This window comes from Shewanella septentrionalis, assembly GCF_025370265.1.
GTDB classification, from domain to species: domain Bacteria; phylum Pseudomonadota; class Gammaproteobacteria; order Enterobacterales; family Shewanellaceae; genus Shewanella; species Shewanella hafniensis.
Genome location: NZ_JAMTCC010000004.1, coordinates 79,852 through 95,804, shown reverse-complemented (window position 1 = coordinate 95,804; position 15,953 = coordinate 79,852). Strand labels below are relative to the sequence as shown.

The 15,953-nt window shown below is 47.3% G+C and carries 16 protein-coding genes; 6 read left to right on the top strand and 10 right to left on the bottom strand.

What is annotated here, in order from left to right:
* Positions 1-461 precede the first annotated feature (461 nt).
* Both NE536_RS03425 and NE536_RS03420 read left to right on the top strand, forming a co-directional pair.
* Positions 462-1,457: a response regulator gene (locus NE536_RS03425; RefSeq protein ID WP_012090271.1), complete on the top strand. Its 996-nt coding sequence runs from the start codon at positions 462-464 to the stop codon at positions 1,455-1,457.
* A gap of 18 nt (positions 1,458-1,475) precedes the next feature.
* Complete coding sequence (locus tag NE536_RS03420; protein ID WP_261271805.1) at positions 1,476-2,462, top strand: sensor domain-containing diguanylate cyclase; 987 nt, start codon at positions 1,476-1,478, stop codon at positions 2,460-2,462.
* Between the two features lie 79 nt (positions 2,463-2,541).
* Here the strand turns inward: NE536_RS03420 and rraB are convergent, their stop codons facing one another.
* From rraB to NE536_RS03390, 6 genes are all read right to left on the bottom strand, one after another.
* Positions 2,542-2,952, bottom strand: a complete 411-nt coding sequence (rraB, locus tag NE536_RS03415; RefSeq protein WP_012090273.1) for a ribonuclease E inhibitor RraB — start codon at positions 2,950-2,952, stop codon at positions 2,542-2,544.
* A gap of 40 nt (positions 2,953-2,992) precedes the next feature.
* Complete coding sequence (locus NE536_RS03410) at positions 2,993-3,736, bottom strand: 1-acylglycerol-3-phosphate O-acyltransferase (RefSeq protein WP_006080014.1); 744 nt, start codon at positions 3,734-3,736, stop codon at positions 2,993-2,995.
* Between the two features lie 161 nt (positions 3,737-3,897).
* On the bottom strand, positions 3,898-4,698 hold the full coding sequence (locus tag NE536_RS03405; RefSeq protein WP_261271804.1) for a metal ABC transporter permease: 801 nt from the start codon (positions 4,696-4,698) through the stop codon (positions 3,898-3,900).
* 4 nt (positions 4,699-4,702) lie between these two features.
* Positions 4,703-5,611 carry a metal ABC transporter solute-binding protein, Zn/Mn family gene (locus NE536_RS03400; protein WP_261271803.1) on the bottom strand — a complete coding sequence of 303 codons (909 nt, stop codon included), beginning with the start codon at positions 5,609-5,611 and terminating at the stop codon, positions 4,703-4,705.
* On the bottom strand, positions 5,595-6,779 hold the full coding sequence (locus NE536_RS03395) for a hypothetical protein (RefSeq protein WP_261271802.1): 1,185 nt from the start codon (positions 6,777-6,779) through the stop codon (positions 5,595-5,597). The genes NE536_RS03400 and NE536_RS03395 overlap by 17 nt, the downstream gene beginning before the upstream one ends.
* 82 nt (positions 6,780-6,861) lie before the next feature.
* Complete coding sequence (locus NE536_RS03390) at positions 6,862-7,152, bottom strand: hypothetical protein (protein WP_006080010.1); 291 nt, start codon at positions 7,150-7,152, stop codon at positions 6,862-6,864.
* A 290-nt stretch (positions 7,153-7,442) separates the two neighbouring features.
* Between NE536_RS03390 and NE536_RS03385 the strand changes: the two genes are divergently transcribed.
* On the top strand, positions 7,443-7,568 hold the full coding sequence (locus NE536_RS03385; protein WP_106651706.1) for a hypothetical protein: 126 nt from the start codon (positions 7,443-7,445) through the stop codon (positions 7,566-7,568).
* Positions 7,569-7,683: 115 nt separating this feature from the next.
* On the opposite strand, the gene NE536_RS03380 is transcribed toward NE536_RS03385, so the two are convergent.
* Positions 7,684-8,013, bottom strand: a complete 330-nt coding sequence (locus tag NE536_RS03380) for a hypothetical protein (RefSeq protein ID WP_006084232.1) — start codon at positions 8,011-8,013, stop codon at positions 7,684-7,686.
* Between the two features lie 245 nt (positions 8,014-8,258).
* Here NE536_RS03380 and NE536_RS03375 point away from each other — a divergent pair, with 245 nt between their 5' ends.
* Complete coding sequence (locus NE536_RS03375) at positions 8,259-9,908, top strand: mechanosensitive ion channel domain-containing protein (protein WP_261271801.1); 1,650 nt, start codon at positions 8,259-8,261, stop codon at positions 9,906-9,908.
* 122 nt (positions 9,909-10,030) lie between these two features.
* Here NE536_RS03375 and NE536_RS03370 read toward each other — a convergent pair whose 3' ends face one another.
* Positions 10,031-11,803 (bottom strand): formate--tetrahydrofolate ligase, encoded by a 1,773-nt coding sequence (locus NE536_RS03370; RefSeq protein WP_261271800.1) that lies wholly within the window; start codon positions 11,801-11,803, stop codon positions 10,031-10,033.
* Between the two features lie 204 nt (positions 11,804-12,007).
* Here NE536_RS03370 and NE536_RS03365 point away from each other — a divergent pair, with 204 nt between their 5' ends.
* Positions 12,008-12,898 (top strand): aldo/keto reductase, encoded by an 891-nt coding sequence (locus NE536_RS03365; RefSeq protein WP_261271799.1) that lies wholly within the window; start codon positions 12,008-12,010, stop codon positions 12,896-12,898.
* Positions 12,899-12,978: 80 nt separating this feature from the next.
* Here the strand turns inward: NE536_RS03365 and NE536_RS03360 are convergent, their stop codons facing one another.
* Positions 12,979-13,809 carry a MaoC/PaaZ C-terminal domain-containing protein gene (locus tag NE536_RS03360; RefSeq protein WP_261271843.1) on the bottom strand — a complete coding sequence of 277 codons (831 nt, stop codon included), beginning with the start codon at positions 13,807-13,809 and terminating at the stop codon, positions 12,979-12,981.
* A gap of 415 nt (positions 13,810-14,224) precedes the next feature.
* Between NE536_RS03360 and NE536_RS03355 the strand changes: the two genes are divergently transcribed.
* Entirely contained in the window at positions 14,225-15,004 is a 780-nt protein-coding gene (locus tag NE536_RS03355; protein ID WP_261271798.1) for a methyltransferase domain-containing protein, read from the top strand.
* Positions 15,005-15,038: 34 nt separating this feature from the next.
* Here the strand turns inward: NE536_RS03355 and NE536_RS03350 are convergent, their stop codons facing one another.
* Positions 15,039-15,941: a TraB/GumN family protein gene (locus tag NE536_RS03350; RefSeq protein ID WP_261271797.1), complete on the bottom strand. Its 903-nt coding sequence runs from the start codon at positions 15,939-15,941 to the stop codon at positions 15,039-15,041.
* Positions 15,942-15,953: the final 12 nt, after the last annotated feature.

Below are 15,953 nucleotides of genomic sequence, written 5' to 3'. Positions count from 1 at the left end.
TTTTTTGACTTGAGTCAAAATATTGCCAATTCAAACATGGACTGAAGGCAACTTATGTTAGGCTGTCGCCAATACGTGCGGTAATCCTAATGTATCTTTCGATGAGATAGACTTATCGAACTCGGCAATGAAGTTACCTCGCCGCCAACATCGACGCTTATATAAAACTGTACTTGCCGCTAAGGATAACGCCGCAAACAGATGGACTCAGTCGTCCTTTTTATTCGTTACATCCTTGTTATTTGCTAAAAATTAGCCAGCTCGATTTAAAATTTTGCATCATGTGATTCAATAATGAGTCAAATTTTAATGTCAGCGAAAAAACGAAATTAATCAATAATATCTATAAGTTACATCTAGAAGATATAAATCAGACTTGCCCGAAGAACGCAATTCGTCAGTCGGACCTGAAAAATAAGTGTTATCTTCAATTAATGGGCAAATAAGGATCACTAGTCAGCATGTCAATATCTGTACTCATCTGTGACGATTCCGCCATGGCACGTAAGCAAATGGCCCGCACGCTCCCAAAAGAGTGGGATGTGGAAATTACTTATGCGACCAATGGTGCCGAAGGCCTTGATGCTATCCGAGCCGGAAAAGGCGAAGTGGTGTTTCTCGATCTCAACATGCCAGTGATGGACGGTTATGAAGTACTGCAAACCGTGCAGCAGCAGGATCTCCCCGCGCTGATCATTGTGGTCTCTGGCGACATTCAAATCAAAGCTCACGAGCGAGTCAAAGCCTTAGGCGCATTAGATTTTATTCAAAAACCCGTCAGTGCCGATGCCATCAGTAACATTTTGCAAGATTACGGCATCTTAACCCTGACGCAGAAAGATATCGCCGACGAAGTCCCGATGATCAAAGTCGACATGCGTGACGCTTGCCAAGAAATTGCCAACGTCGCCATGGGCCGCGCCGCCGATCTGTTAGCTAAGTTACTCGATGTATTCGTGTTACTGCCCATCCCCAATGTGAACGTGCTTGAGGTGAGTGAGTTGACCATGGCACTCAAAGCCACGGAAGAAAGCTCGACCGTATCGGCTCTTTGCCAAGGTTTTATTGGGGCGGGAATTGCGGGTGAAGCTCTGCTCTTGTTCCATGACTCCAGCTTTAAGGACATGGCCAAGCTGATGGGATTAGCCAATCCTGAAGATAAAAATACTGAGATAGAAGTCCTGATCGATACCGGAAATGTGTTAATCGGCGCCTTCCTTAACGGCATTTCTGAACAGCTCGACATGAAATTTAGTCAGGCTCACCCTGTCGTGCTAGGACGGCACTGCACGGTTAACGATCTGATCCATGATAATTCAGAGAAATGGCAGCGAACTTTGGCTATGGAGATCAACTATCGGATTGAAGATCATAATATTCAATGCGATTTGTTACTGCTCTTCACCGAGGATTCTATCCCTACGCTTAGTTTTAAACTCGGCTATTTACTCGATTAACCAGTTGGATTTTATCCTATGTCAAACGACCAAAGCGCAATGAACGAACTACACTGGCTCATCGATATGGTGCAAACCATAGAGGTGGGATTAGTGGTATTAGATCGCCATTACAATATCCAGCTGTGGAACGGTTTTATGGAGAATCACAGCGGTGTTTCCCCTAATTCTATCAAAGGTCAAAACCTGTTTACCCGCTTCCCCGATCTGCCCGCCACTTGGTTAAAGCAGAAAATGGAATCGGTTTTCATGCTTAAAAACCGTGCCTTTATCAGCTGGGAACAAAGGCCATACGTTTTCCAATTTAAAAACTACCGCCCGATCACAGGCCGTGCTGACTACATGTACCAAAACGTGACCTTGTTGCCACTGGCATCGCTTACAGGGCAAGTGACCCATATCAGCGTGATTATTTATGATGTGACTGATATTGCCATCAACAAGTTACAACTTAAAGCCGCGAACGAGCAACTCGAGCGCCTAAGCCAAACCGATGGTTTGACTCAGCTGCATAACCGTCGTCATTGGCAAGAATGTTTAGACCATGAGTACGACATGTATACGCGCTACTCAGGCATGGCAAGTTTAGTGATGATAGATATCGATAACTTTAAACATATCAACGACAGCTATGGTCATCTGGCGGGTGATAAAGTGATCCAGCATATCGCCCACTTACTCAGCCAATCCCTGCGTGAGACCGATTGCGCCGGACGTTATGGCGGCGAAGAATTTGCGGTTGTATTGCCCAAAACCAGCGGCGCAGATGCGATGAATTTTACCGAGCGGCTCAGGGAAAAAATCGCCGCATCCGTCATAGTGTATGAAAGCTTGAAGATCTCTGTGACTGTGAGTTTAGGTGTATGCGAAATTGGTTCCCACATCACCAGCAGCTCAAGCTGGATTTCTTGCTCCGATAAAGCGCTGTACGAAGCCAAGCAAAAAGGCCGTAATTGCAGCGTTCTGCATACCAGTACAACTGCGAAAAAAATCAGCCAAACTTAAAATATCTACCTAATAAAAATGCCCATCTATGATGGGCATTTTTATTTAAAACGGTAGAGATTAGATATTCATGCGCGAATTAATGAGGGAAACCATCATCTTCTTCGTCGTCTTCATCTTCTTCGTCATCCATTTCATCACCGACAAAATAGGTGCCCCAACCGTCATATTCCACTTTCTGTTTTACCGCTAATTGCAGCAGTTGTTCTGCGGCTTTATCCAGTAATTCAACATCTAGCTTGTGGTGCGCGACAGCATCGAAACAGAAAATAATTGAACCATCTTCCAGTTCCATTTCTTCAGCATCGTTTACCTCAAAACCTAATTTAAAGGCATCTACTGCGGCTTTTTCGAGACGATCGAAATTGGTCGATGAAAAGTGATGCTCAATAACATATTCCGCATCAGGCTCTGAGCCATCGTCAAGCAGGGCTTGCACTATGTCACGATTCTCTGCAAGTTGGGCTTTTAACTGACTTTCAATAGACATGGATTTGTCTCCGTTAAGGTAAATCTGGCTCAAATTGGCATTATACGTCATCACTCGCGAGAGTTTTACCCATAAGTGCTGCCGCCTCTTGATTTATCTCAGCAAATCTCGCCGACATGCTGGCGTGAATTTGCGCAGAAAAGTTTTTCACATCGGCTTTATCTAAGCCTGCTGTCGCCACGGGTGCCATCATATCGATAATGACTACACCGTTATTCCAGCGATTAAGCTTAATGTGGCTTTGGCACGAGGCCAATACCGGCACAACAGGCACTCCCGCCGCAATCGCAGTATGGAAAGCGCCCGCTTTAAAAGGTAACAAACCGCGCCCACGTGAACGTGTCCCTTCAGGGAAAATCCACACAGACAAATTCTTCTGTTTAATTTTTTCCACGGTTTTCGCCATAGTATCAAAGGCACTATGACGGTTTTTGCGGTCGATCAGAATATTCCCTGACAACCAATAAATTTGACCGAATAATGGCATCCACGCCAAACTCTTCTTGCCCAAACTCACAGTCCCTTTAGGTACCGCTGTCGTGTGAGTGAAAAGATCGAAGTTATTCTGATGATTTGCGAGGAAAATATAGGGGCCATCCTGCACATCTTTATGTCGACGTACAATCACTTTGATCCCAAGGATCGGAGCGACCGATGAGAAGATCTTGGCGAACATATGTACATTGTCGCGGTGCCGAGGTCTTAATAAACACACTAAGCCACCAAAAATAAAGGCAAGCAACAATGACACCGCCAACAGCATTGATCTGACGATTAAAAGCACGATTTACTCCGACTGTAAAAGTGGCGTCAGTATAGCTACCATGGCTTTGGGACTCAATATATTGTTTACATCTGTAAGCTGACTTGCTAACAAGCAAGCAAAAAAGCCCATCGATATACTGAAAATCCAGTGTATCTATGGGCTTTTATATCAATATTTATCTAAGCGTGGTGCTTTGGCAGGATTTCAGATCCCGTTGCCTGAGGTGCAACTTTAGCTAACACTAAACGGATAACGAAGGCGCTCACGGCCAAAGTCGCGACAATCGCCGCACCGCTGGGCAGATCTAACGTCGCCGACAGGACTAATCCTAGAACATAACCCAACAAACCGACGAGGTAAGCGTAGAACAACCGACCTTTGCCGCAATACTTGTTCAGCGCGAGAGCGGGCAATATCAAGGTACTGAATACCAGATAAACACCTACTAATTCCACCGACAAGGTAATGACCAGCGCAAATAGCAGATAGAACCCTGCACCATCCAATATCTGGGGACGCAGGAATATCGCCAATAACACCAGCGAATATACCACTGCTGGCAAAATCAGTTGTGACCAACTCACCCACAGGATCTGACCTGACATCAATTGCTTTAACAGCTCGGCGCCGTGTGGGTCGTTCGCCAGCAGCAACATAGCCGCTACCGCAGACAACACATAAAAGCAGCCGATCATTGCCTCCAACTCACCCGCCATCCGCTTAGATAACCAAGCGATAAACCCTGCGCCCGCGAGGGCAAACAGCGCTGGCATCCACACATTAGCAAACGGCATGTCTTCTAATCTGTGGTCCATGTGAGCGACAATCGCGCCTAAGGCGGCAACTTGCGCTATCGCTAAATCGATAAAGATGATGCCACGCTTAAGCACTTGTCTTCCAAGTACAATATGCGTTGACAACACTAAGATCCCCGCCGCCAATGCAGGCAACAGAATCGACATCAGTTCAAGATCAAACATAGGTTTATTTCACTCCATTTAAGAGTGAAATCACGCTGTCATAAAGGCTAAATAAATCTTGGCTCTTATCGTTACCACCCACAGACATAGGCAGCATTACCACGGGCAAGTTCGCTTTCTCACCCAGCCATTTTGCACCGCGCTCGTCCTGATAAGAGGCCACGACCACCGCCAGAATATCCCCTTGCTCGGCGCGCGTCAGCAGACTCGCTAAATGGCCGCTCGTTGGAGCTAAACCCGGTTTAGGCTCTAAATCCGCCACTTGCTCGATACCAATCCAGTTGAATAAGTATCTGAAGCTTGAGTGGTAAGCGATCACTTTTTTACCTTGTAATCCCTTAGCTTGCTCTTCCCAACGCGGGACTGCGGCTTGCCAGCGAGTGGTAAAATCTGCCAGTGATTTTTGATAATCAGCCGCGCCAGCAGGATCTAATTGAGCCAGCTTAGCACTCAGCGCCGTGGCGACGTTTAACAGACGCGTCGGATCGAAATGGATATGTGGATTACCTTGGGCATGCACATCACCCATGCTGCGATCGACACTGGCCAGCTTATCTAAGGTCTCGATTTGATCGGCGGCGAAAAATAACCCTTGATCGGTCGAGCGCACTTTTGCGTTTGCCGACTTCATCTGCAGCATAGGCAACCAACCCACCTCAAGATCGGCACCGGCGCAGACCACAAGATCCGCCTGACGCATTTTGGCGATCAAGCTCGGGCGCGCCTGCACTTGATGCGGGTCCTGTAATGCCGTTGTTGCCGAATAGATGCTCGCCGTAGGAGCCAGCTCCTTCGCTAATGCTGCATATTCAGGTTCACAGGCAAACACGTTTAGTTCGGCGTGGGCCAAACCGGTATAAGTGACAGATAAGGCCACTGCGGCCAATTTAGCTAAATTAGAATTGATGCGCACCGTGAGCCCCCAGAGACATAATGTATTGAATAGTGAAGATGTTGTCGTCTTCAATTCCGTCGAAGTTAGTACCCTTTTGATTGGTATACTGGAAACGAACCGTCGAGAAATGGCTAGAATGCCAAGCCAAACTCACCTCAGATTCTTTCAACTTCTGCCCATGGAAATGATCGCCATGGAGCTCTTGCGTATCAGCTTCACCATAACGCACACCCGCTGACCAGCTAGGCGTGAATTGGTACACACTGCTCAGATACCAACCTTGGTGGTAATCTTGGCTTGGCGCATCCTCTGGATGCAGATCGACAGGGGTAAAATCGCTCACCCGATAATACTCGCCGCTCACGGTAAGATTCTGATATTTGTAGTTACCGTTAGGCGCCCACTTATAAACAAAATCAGCACCATAGGTATTTTTACCTGTGTACGATGCGGCGTGGCTATGACCTGCGTGCTCATCACCATGGTCATGCTCATCTTCATGCTCGCCTTCTTCATGGGCAGTCACTTGGCCATTCTCGTTACGCAGGTAACTTAAACCCGCTTGCCATGAGCTGTTATCGCCTATGTCGCCACCGATTTTTGAGTACAAGGTATAAACGCCGACCTTCTTAAACTCACGTTCACCATGCTCATCGGCGGCACGTAAACTGTCGCCCTTAAAGGCTTCAACGCCCATAGTCCAATACAAGTCGGTTGGCGCTACGTAGTTGAAACGTATACCGTCATCGAAATAATGGCCACCTAAAAATGCACGGTAAACCACAGGACGGTCGGTGAAAGAATCTGTGTGTAAATGTTGGTTATTGAGGTAACCAATGTCCGATAGGAAACGGCCACCACGGATAGAAAATCCCGCTGACATCGCCATGGTTTGAATGAAGGCTTCTTCAAGATTCAGCTCAGTCTCACCGTCATGCATCTCAACCACAGCAGTGACTTTACCGTAAAACATATCATCGATATTGGCGCTCAGGGCCAGCTCAGTCTCACCTAAACCAAAGCCATCCGGGCTCTCGGCTAATGGACGCTCACCCGTTTGATAGTAACCATTTAATACGGCGCTGATCGCTGGGTTCGTTAGGCTCGAATCTTCAGCCAATAGGCTAGGCGAAACAAACGCACACGCCAAAGCCACCAAAGAAATTCGGGTATTTAAAACAGTCATGATATCTCCAAAATACAACTAGCACTCGACGACTAATATAAAGTCATCAAGAAATACAATAAGTTAAAATGTTTGAGTTGATTTAGAGCGTGGCAGGTGGCGCACGACTGCGATAAACACTGACGTGTTCAGAAATGGAGGGGGGTAAAATAAATTCGACCACATCGAAATGCTGCACGCCTAAATTGAACGTCAGCGGTTGGGTCAATAAAATCTTGTTGAGCTGGTGCTGATGGAAGCACAGGGTACAGTGGGTCTTAGCCCCATCGTCAAGATGGGTCACACTATGGGCTGAGGCGGCAAAAGACAGCAATATCAAGATGGCCGAAAGCCATATCGAAATCGTGCGTCTAATGTGACGTTTAAGTCTCACTCAGTCGTCCCCATAGTTAAAAAGTTGCATAAGTCTATGTCAGGGCCATAGCAAGTTGCAATAAGGTAATCACTTTGCAAAAGGTTACAAGATATTTGAGGTGGGTAATCTTAGCGACAACTGGCCTCGCCCATTACGGCGAATCCTTGCGGGAATGCTGCTAAAAGAGCGCATTTAAGATTAGCTTAAGTGAGTGTAACTATAGTGTATTTAGTTTTTATGTCAGCGAGCACAGCGGCAAAATTGAGCTCGATATGGCGTCCATTTTCAACCACCAAAAGGCCACTCACATGCTAGCATTTTTTCGTGAAAACTTAGGGATTATCTTAGGGATAGTGATTTTCAGTGTGGTGATATTTGGTGGAATTTACTACGTTGAGCATTCCTTAGCGGCCCAAGAACAAGTCGTTCAGTAAGCAAAGGCCCACTCGCGACGGCGATAATTCGCCACAATAAACACCTTATTAGCTATACCTTGAGCGCCCGCTAAAGGCGCTCGACTCATTTGTGCCTCAACAAATTGTCTTCTCGTTATCGGTACTTTTGTCTTTGGTCACTATCATCGACGGGTTCCGGCGCTTCAATGGTGATCACTTGGTCCATAAAGTGACTCACGAACAACAACATCAGCGAAAAAATCATCACAGGGATCGCAAAGTGCCGCACTGAGGCATCGAAATAACTGTATCCCGCTGTAAACACACTCAAATAAAAGCCTAATAACTTAAGCTTAGCCAATGTTGGGCTACGGCCTAACCAAGCGGTGCAGTGAGGACAACGCACTTGGGCGTCGAAGCCTTTGCCTCTTTGTTGGGTGATGTCACTGACCTTGATGTACTGATTACAATGGGAACACAACATGAAAACACGATTCCTAAATAGCGATGCGCAAGTTTACCAGATCCCTGCCAGACTACGGCCAGCAAATACTGATAAAAGGCTAATATTGTCGAAGATACGGGTAAAGCCACGAGCCCAGCAGTAAGCCAGATACATCCTTGCTACAAAAAACCTTAGCTCCGAGGCCAATTTCACGCGACGGCGTTTTACAGTCAATCCGGCAGCCACTATCATAACCAAACATATTTCAACTTAAGACCATTCCTATGCATCGCTACCTCGCTCTAGTGTTTGCCCTATTTATTCCATTGTTAAGCCTTTCATCTCCAACGCAAGCCGAACCTGTCGCGGTAACCGATAACACATCAACCACACCTGTGGCGGTCAAAGCTGAACTGGCTATGTTGCAACAGGCTATCGATACCGATATCCATAAACTAAAACATGCAAAAGGTGAGTTGAAGACGATTGTCGAATATCGCATTCAAAACAAAACCTTACAGTTACGTAATAAGATTAAAGATCTGCTCGAAGCAACACCGATCGACAGTGCTTTTCTGCAGCCATTGATCCAAGGGCAATTGAACTACATCCAACAGATTGATAGCTATATCGATGACAACATTGATAAATTAGAGCAGCAATTAGGCTCGGGTACAGATGATGCGATTCTGCTCGATATCTCTAAGCGCGAATTAGACAAAGACACCTATTACAAACAGCAACTCGAGACACTCAATTGGCTCGAACAGGTTGGCCAAGATGTTAGCGAAGCACAAAAGTCCCTGCTGCAAATTTTGATTGCGCGTGCAGATATGCTTGAAAGCTTAGTGACTTACACTCAGCAGCAACTGCAAGCTGCGGTCGATACCGCAACCAATGCCGGTAAAAATGTCACGTCGGCGCAAACTAGCCATGTGATGATGCTAAAGGAACGTTTGGCCCAAAATAGCCAAAGCTTAAATATCGACATCAACTTACTCGATGCTTTAGGCCAAGACACCGCCGCGCTGAAAAAGACCTTGTTTAGTGTGTCAGGCGATATTACTCAGGACGTATTGAGCTTTGATGTGGCCTCGAGCTTAGTCGAGCAATGGCTGAACACGGCGCAGGAACAAGCTATAAATCATGGCCCTACCGTCGTGTTTAAGTTGTTTGTATTCTGCTTGATCTTAACTATCGCGGGTCTAGCCGGCAAGTTAGCCAAACAGATAGTGAAGAATACCGTTAGCAATTCTAAGTTGAATTTGAGCAAGTTATTACAAGACTTCTTCACATCGCTATCAGGCAAAGCCGTCTTTACCATAGGACTCTTGGTCGCCCTGTCCCAGCTTGGGATCGAACTTGGGCCGCTACTCGCAGGCTTTGGTATCGCGGGTGTGATTATTGGTTTTGCCCTGCAAGATACCCTGTCGAATTTTGCCTCTGGCATGATGATCTTAATTTATCGTCCCTACGATGTGGGTGATTTGATCAACGCCGCTGGCGTCACGGGTCGAGTAAGCCACATGAGTCTGGTCTCGACTACGATTAAAACCATGGATAACCAACGTCTTATTATTCCTAACAATAAGATTTGGGGCGACACTATTAACAACATCACGGCCGAGCACCAACGTCGAGTGGATATGACATTTGGTATTGGTTACAGCGACAATATCGAACATGCTGAAGCGATTCTCAAATCCATCGTCGAGGCGCATCCAAAGGTGCAAGCACTGCCAGCGCCAACGATTAAACTGCATCTGCTGGGGGAATCTTCGGTCGACTTTATCGTGCGCCCTTGGGCGAAACCGGAAGATTATTGGGAAGTGTATTGGGACATTACCCGTGAAGTGAAAATGCGTTTTGACGCCGAAGGGATCAGCATTCCGTTCCCGCAGCGCGATGTGCATATCTATCAAACCACGAAGTAACCTTTTTAAAACAGCGCTAAAGCGTTAGCACTACAACAGTATTAGCACGTTAACTGAGTCAAAGGGCGTAGCTGTCAGCTCGCCCTTTTCTATCTCAGCACAGTTAGTTTTGTATCTAAGCGTTAGCCCAAACCGACTATCTCGCCTTTGGCATCAATATCGATTTTCAAGTATCCCGGTTTCAGCCCAAGTCCTGGCATAGTCATCACATTACCCACTAAGGCGGTAATGAATCCCGCCCCCGCATGTAACACTAACTCTCGCACTGGCACCACAAAATCCTTAGGAACGCCCTTTAAGCTAGGATCGTGACTAATGGATAACGGCGTTTTGGCTATACACAAAGGCAAATGTCCATAGCCAAGCGCGGTCAGTTGCTGCGCCTGTTGTTTCGCCTCGATAGACAGACTCACGCCTGCAGCGCCATAACCCACTTCGGCTAAGGTGGATAACTTTGCCTCCAATGACGCTTCATCTGGATATAACAGCTTGAACTGACTTTCAGTTTCAGCGGCGCGAACCACAGTCTGCGCTAAGGCGATAGCGCCCGCTTCCCCTTGGATGAAGGCATCGCTAATTTCACAGTCAAAGGCGGCACTCGCGTTGACGGCTTCCATTAGCCATTGCAACTCAGCATCGGAATCAGTGGCGAAACGGTTAATCGCAACCACCACAGGAATGCCATAACGCGCCACATTGTTGATATGCCAGTTTAAATTTGCAAAGCCCGCTTCGAGTCGAGCCTGTTCTAAGGCATTGATATTTGTCGCATTGCTATTTGTCGCACTGATGTTTGGCACATGGATATTTGATACATTGCTATCCACCTCAGTTGCCAAGCCACTATTGGCCTTCAGCGCTTTTAAAGTCGTCACCAACACAGCGGCGGCTGGCGCCTGACCCGATTGACGTACCTTGATATTACAGAACTTTTCAAAGCCCATATCCGAGCCGAAACCGCCTTCGGTCACCACAAAGTCCGCCAGCCTGAGGGCGATATCATCGGCAATAATTGACGAGTTACCGTGGGCAATATTGGCAAAAGGTCCCGAATGGATCAGACAAGGCGAGCCATTTAAGGTCTGCATTAACGTCGGTTTTATCGCATCGGCCATGATGGCCGTCATCGCCCCAGCGACACCTAAATCTTCGGCGGTAATCACTTGCCCTTGGGTATTTAAGGCCAACACTAAACGACCGATCCGCACCCGCATGTCCGCCAAATCATGGCTTAAGGCTAAAATCGCCATCAACTCAGAGGCGGCGGTAATATCAAAGCTAGATCCGTACTCTGGGCCGTTATTATCACCTAAGCCCACATGAATTTGCCTAAGGCAGCGATCATTATGATCGACCACTCGGTGCCAGCGGATCTCCTTGGGATCGATAGCCAAAAACGCTTGTCCAGATTGCGCTTCAAATTCTGTTTTACCTAAGCGCGCCTCGTGGAATAACCGCGCCGCAATCGCCGCCGCCCCTAAATTGTGGGCACTGCTGACGGCATGAATGTCACCCGTGAGATGTAAGTTCATCTCCTGCATGGGCACCACTTGCGCATAACCGCCACCCGCAGCACCGCCTTTCACCCCAAATACAGGTCCCATACTGGGCTGGCGAATACAAGCACAGGCCTTTTGGCCTATGGCATTTAACGATTGCGTTAAGCCAATGCTCGTCACCGTTTTACCTTCACCGTGGGGAGTAGGCGTAACTGCGGTGACGATAATCAATTTACCTTTGCGTTGCCCCGCTAAACGCTGCAACACACTGAGCTCCACCTTGGCTTTAGTGTGACCAAATAGCATCATCTCTTCGGGTAACAGGCCTAAGTCGGCGCCAATTTCGGTGATGTTTTTAAGGCTTGCGCGACTCGAAATATCCATATCTGTCAGCATGCGTCGATTTCTCCCTTTCAGATACGCTTTGGTTTAGTATGAGGTGTTGCTAAGCACAACACTCATTGAATAGGGCGGATATTAGGTGATTGGCTTTAAGATATATAGCCATCGAAAGGGTTAATGAGCGATTCCTTAATCTGCATCAAATATTTTGCCCTGCGCCCTATAAATCAAAAGCACACAGTCCCAAAGAGGAACAGCATGAGCGAGTCCCATTTCACTTTTTCTGAATTTGTTGCTGGTTTCTGGCGAATGGAAAGCTGGGACATGACGCCCATGCAGCGCCTTAGCCTGATTGAGCAATACCTAGAATTAGGCGTGACCACTATGGATCACGCTGATATTTATGGCGAATATCAATGCGAAACCTTGTTTGGCGAGGCATTAGCCTTAAAGCCAGCACTGCGCCAACAGATGCAAATTGTCAGTAAATGCGGTATTAAACCCGCGTTTGCCTGCCGCCCTGAGCGCTATGTTAATCACTACGACACCTCCTGTGAGCATATTATTGCCAGTGTCGAGCATTCCCTTAAACAGCTCAATACTGACTATTTAGATCTGCTGCTGATCCACAGACCCGATCCCCTAATGGACGCTGATGCGGTCGCCGAGGCATTTAAGAGCCTCAAACAAGCAGGCAAAGTACAACATTTTGGCGTATCGAACTTCACTAATGCACAGTTTTCCTTGTTGCAATCGCGCTTAGATGCCCCTTTAGTCACCAATCAAGTGGAACTCTCGCCACTGGCGATGAGCACCTTACACGACGGTACGCTCGATTTGTGCCAGCAACGTCGTATTCGGCCTATGGCTTGGTCGTGCTTAGCAGGCGGAAGGATTTTTGAAACCACGAACCCACAGGCGGTTCGCTTGCATCAAACCCTCAAGCTCATCGCCGAGCAAGTGGGAGCCCAAGATATCAGCCAAGTGATTTATGCCTGGGTTCGTATGCTACCAAGCCGACCCGTGCCACTTATTGGCAGTGGCAATATCGAGCGGATAAAGCGCGCCGTTGCCTCCAATGAGATCCAGCTCGATCGCCAGCAATGGTTCAGTATTTGGCAGGCATCTATGGGTCACAGCGTACCTTAATTTTTACCTCCCAAACGCAACAACCATAAACAACAACGGCGCCAGAAGGCGCCGTTGTTATATGTATTATTGAATGCGACTTAAAACTGCACATCGCCACTTAAATGCGGGCGACGACCTTTGCTGTCACGTAATTCAAATACCATATTATCGGTGTTCTGCTCATAGCCAAACCCGACATCAGCAGGCATCAACAGTGGCAGTTTAAAGGTCACATCCACAGTAAATGGACGATCGCCAATGCTTGGCATCAACTCCGCCAAACAACGGGCCTTAGACCACATACCATGGGCGAGCACGCGATCAAAACCAAAACGCTTTGAGAGCACAGGATGCAAGTGGATCAAGTTATAGTCGCCAGACGCCTTAGCATAACGACGACCTAAATCTTCACTCAAGCGCCAGCTTTGCGGCGTTTCCCACGCCATATCAATGGCTTTAGGTGGACGAACCCGGCGTCCAGCAACATCGATACGATATAAATAGGTGGATAGCGATTCCCAAACGAGTTCTTCACCCACAAACGCCTTAGACACAAATTCAAACTCTAAGCCGGAATCAGTCTCACGGCTTGTGGTCAAGGCGCACTCGAGGGAGAAAGTCTCGTCAACCGTCACTGGGCGATACACTTGAATGCGGTTCTTAAGGTGGATCATCCCAAGCAGCGGGAAAGTGATGCCATCGTGGGTAAAAATCACCGCATGCAGGCGAAATGCCATCACATAGAGATAGGTTGGCGGCAGCACTTTACCGTCAAATTGAAAACCACACACCTGCGCGTATTGGCTTACTTTAGTTTCAGACACAGTCACATGTGGCGCAGTCACCTTTATGTAGGGCAGCGGTTGCTGATCCCAACCCGGCTTACGGCCAAAGAAGATCTTGCGATAAAGAGAAAACAGCGACGGCATCGCGTTCAATTCAACACAATATGCATTATTCAAGTCTGAGTACCTTTTAATTAACTATCCCTTGGCACATAAATGCATTGCCATAAATTACCTCGCACAGACGAGTAACGTCTGCTCAATCAAGTTGATAACGAGTGTAAAACAGGCTGTGCTGCGTCTTAATAAGGGCTGATGCTGACTCACCGAATGGACAACTATAGAGTCAGGTTTGTCGAAAACGGCGTGATTATAACCCAGAGGACAGAGTTCTGTGTATCCCTAAGTTTAGTAGGAATAATTACTACCAATAAAATCAATAGATTAAAATATCACGATGTAAATCTGTCCATCTCGACTCGGCGATAACATCTCCTGAGTGCGAAAAATTTACGTCTGTGCCACACTATCGTTCCACTCTCTTTAACCTAGTTATCACGTGCAAGATAAGAATTTTGACAAGCTCGCGCAAAAATTTGCGAAAAATATTTATGGTACGCCTAAAGGCGACATTCGTGCCGCCGTACTGTGGCGCGACCTCGCACCTGCGCTAGCAAAACTGGGGAATAGAAAACTCAGAGTATTAGATGCAGGCGGTGGTTTTGGTTACTTTAGCCAAAAATTAGCCCGCCTCGGCCACGAAGTGGTGCTATGCGATATCTCAGCGGAGATGTTGGCGCAAGCGCAAGAGCAAGAGCAGATAGATGCATCGCCTGAACCATTAGCTATCCAGCTTATCCATGCGCCTATTCAAGCACTATCGGCCGAGCAACATGGCTATTTCGATATCATATTGTGCCATGCAGTCGTCGAATGGTTAACGGATGCTAAGCCCACGATGGCGGGCCTACTCACTATGCTTAAACCCGCGGGATTATTCTCTTTGATGTTTTACAACAAAGAAGCCATGCGCTTTCATGCCTTAGTGTCGGGCAATTTCGATTACGTCGCCGCAGATTTAAAAGTAAAGAAGAAAGTGCGGCTAACACCCACGCACCCACTTTATATTCAAGAGGTTAAAGATTGGTTTAGCGAGTGGCAGATGTCACTCATCTGTCAGTCTGGCGTGCGGGTGATCCACGACTATTTGAAAAAAAGTCAGCCAGTGGATTTCGATTATCAAAAACTGCTGCAAATGGAGCTCGAGTATTCGCAACGCGAGCCCTATATTTCGTTAGGTCGATATGTACACTTTTTAGGGCAGAGTCCAGCAGTTTAAATGCGCTTGGTTATAAACCCAGTATCCTAAACGATTACTCGCAGGTCTGTTTCCAGCAGGCGCTCACTTTGGCGCCTGCTCGTTCTAGCAATTGCACCACACTCTTATCGCCCACCACATGACCCGCACCAACCACCACAAATAATGGTGAAGCCACGTCAGTCGAGCCCATTAATTTTATAATGCCGTCGGCCATCACATGGTTTCGCCGCCAGAGAATTTTCTCTAGCATTTCAGTGTCGTCCTCGCCGCCCATTTGCTCCTGCATTATGTTATCAAGCTCAGCTTCATTACCCGAACGCCAAGCCGCAATTAACGACAAAAGGTCTGCATCCGACGTACTAATCGCCTCACGCACCATAGACCACTGCGCTTGGCTATCAAAGGACGCTAATAACTGAAATTGCGACTCGGCGGTTTCTAACTGATACACAGGTAAAGCCGCATGGCGGGCAATCAACTGCATATCAACGCCATAATCCGTGCTGTAACCTAAGTTGTTATAACGTATTAAGTTAACTTGCGTGGCTTGCAGCCAAGGCGCGAAGGATTGAATCGACTGGCAAACATTGGCCGTGGCAGCGCAATAGGGCGTCATGCTCTCAACCGTTTGTTTATCTCGGCTCTGCCAATCTAAACCTTTGGTTTTATCGGCGCGGCCGTATTGGCGCAGCAAGGCATTGCTATCAGCTTTATTCATATCGACTTCTACGACTAAGCCCTTCGCTTTGCCAAGCGCGGTTTCAATTTGGGTGGGTAAAGGATAAAAATCGGCACGTCCAATATGAATCGAACCCAGTAGATACGCGCTCTTTCCTTGCCATTGCACTTGATAAAATGGCGTCTTATCGGTTTCGGCACTCACCGCTTTGGTACTCCAACCCGTCAACGCCAGAAAACAGATTGATGCAATTAATCGCCATTGGCTTGTTGCCATATCCTTTGCCCC

Bases quoted from the DNA above. Each gene is read 5' to 3' on its own strand.
- NE536_RS03365 (WP_261271799.1), top strand. From the start codon at position 12,008: ATGAGCGAGTCCCATTTCACTTTTTCTGAATTTGTTGCTGGTTTCTGG.
- NE536_RS03405 (WP_261271804.1), bottom strand. From the start codon at position 4,698: ATGTTTGATCTTGAACTGATGTCGATTCTGTTGCCTGCATTGGCGGCG.
- NE536_RS03425 (WP_012090271.1), top strand. From the start codon at position 462: ATGTCAATATCTGTACTCATCTGTGACGATTCCGCCATGGCACGTAAG.
- NE536_RS03360 (WP_261271843.1), bottom strand. From the start codon at position 13,809: ATGCCGTCGCTGTTTTCTCTTTATCGCAAGATCTTCTTTGGCCGTAAG.
- NE536_RS03380 (WP_006084232.1), bottom strand. From the start codon at position 8,013: ATGTTGTGTTCCCATTGTAATCAGTACATCAAGGTCAGTGACATCACC.
- NE536_RS03375 (WP_261271801.1), top strand. From the start codon at position 8,259: ATGCATCGCTACCTCGCTCTAGTGTTTGCCCTATTTATTCCATTGTTA.
- NE536_RS03370 (WP_261271800.1), bottom strand. From the start codon at position 11,803: ATGCTGACAGATATGGATATTTCGAGTCGCGCAAGCCTTAAAAACATC.
- NE536_RS03350 (WP_261271797.1), bottom strand. From the start codon at position 15,941: ATGGCAACAAGCCAATGGCGATTAATTGCATCAATCTGTTTTCTGGCG.
- rraB (WP_012090273.1), bottom strand. From the start codon at position 2,952: ATGTCTATTGAAAGTCAGTTAAAAGCCCAACTTGCAGAGAATCGTGAC.
- NE536_RS03395 (WP_261271802.1), bottom strand. From the start codon at position 6,779: ATGACTGTTTTAAATACCCGAATTTCTTTGGTGGCTTTGGCGTGTGCG.
- NE536_RS03385 (WP_106651706.1), top strand. From the start codon at position 7,443: ATGCTAGCATTTTTTCGTGAAAACTTAGGGATTATCTTAGGGATAGTG.
- NE536_RS03420 (WP_261271805.1), top strand. From the start codon at position 1,476: ATGTCAAACGACCAAAGCGCAATGAACGAACTACACTGGCTCATCGAT.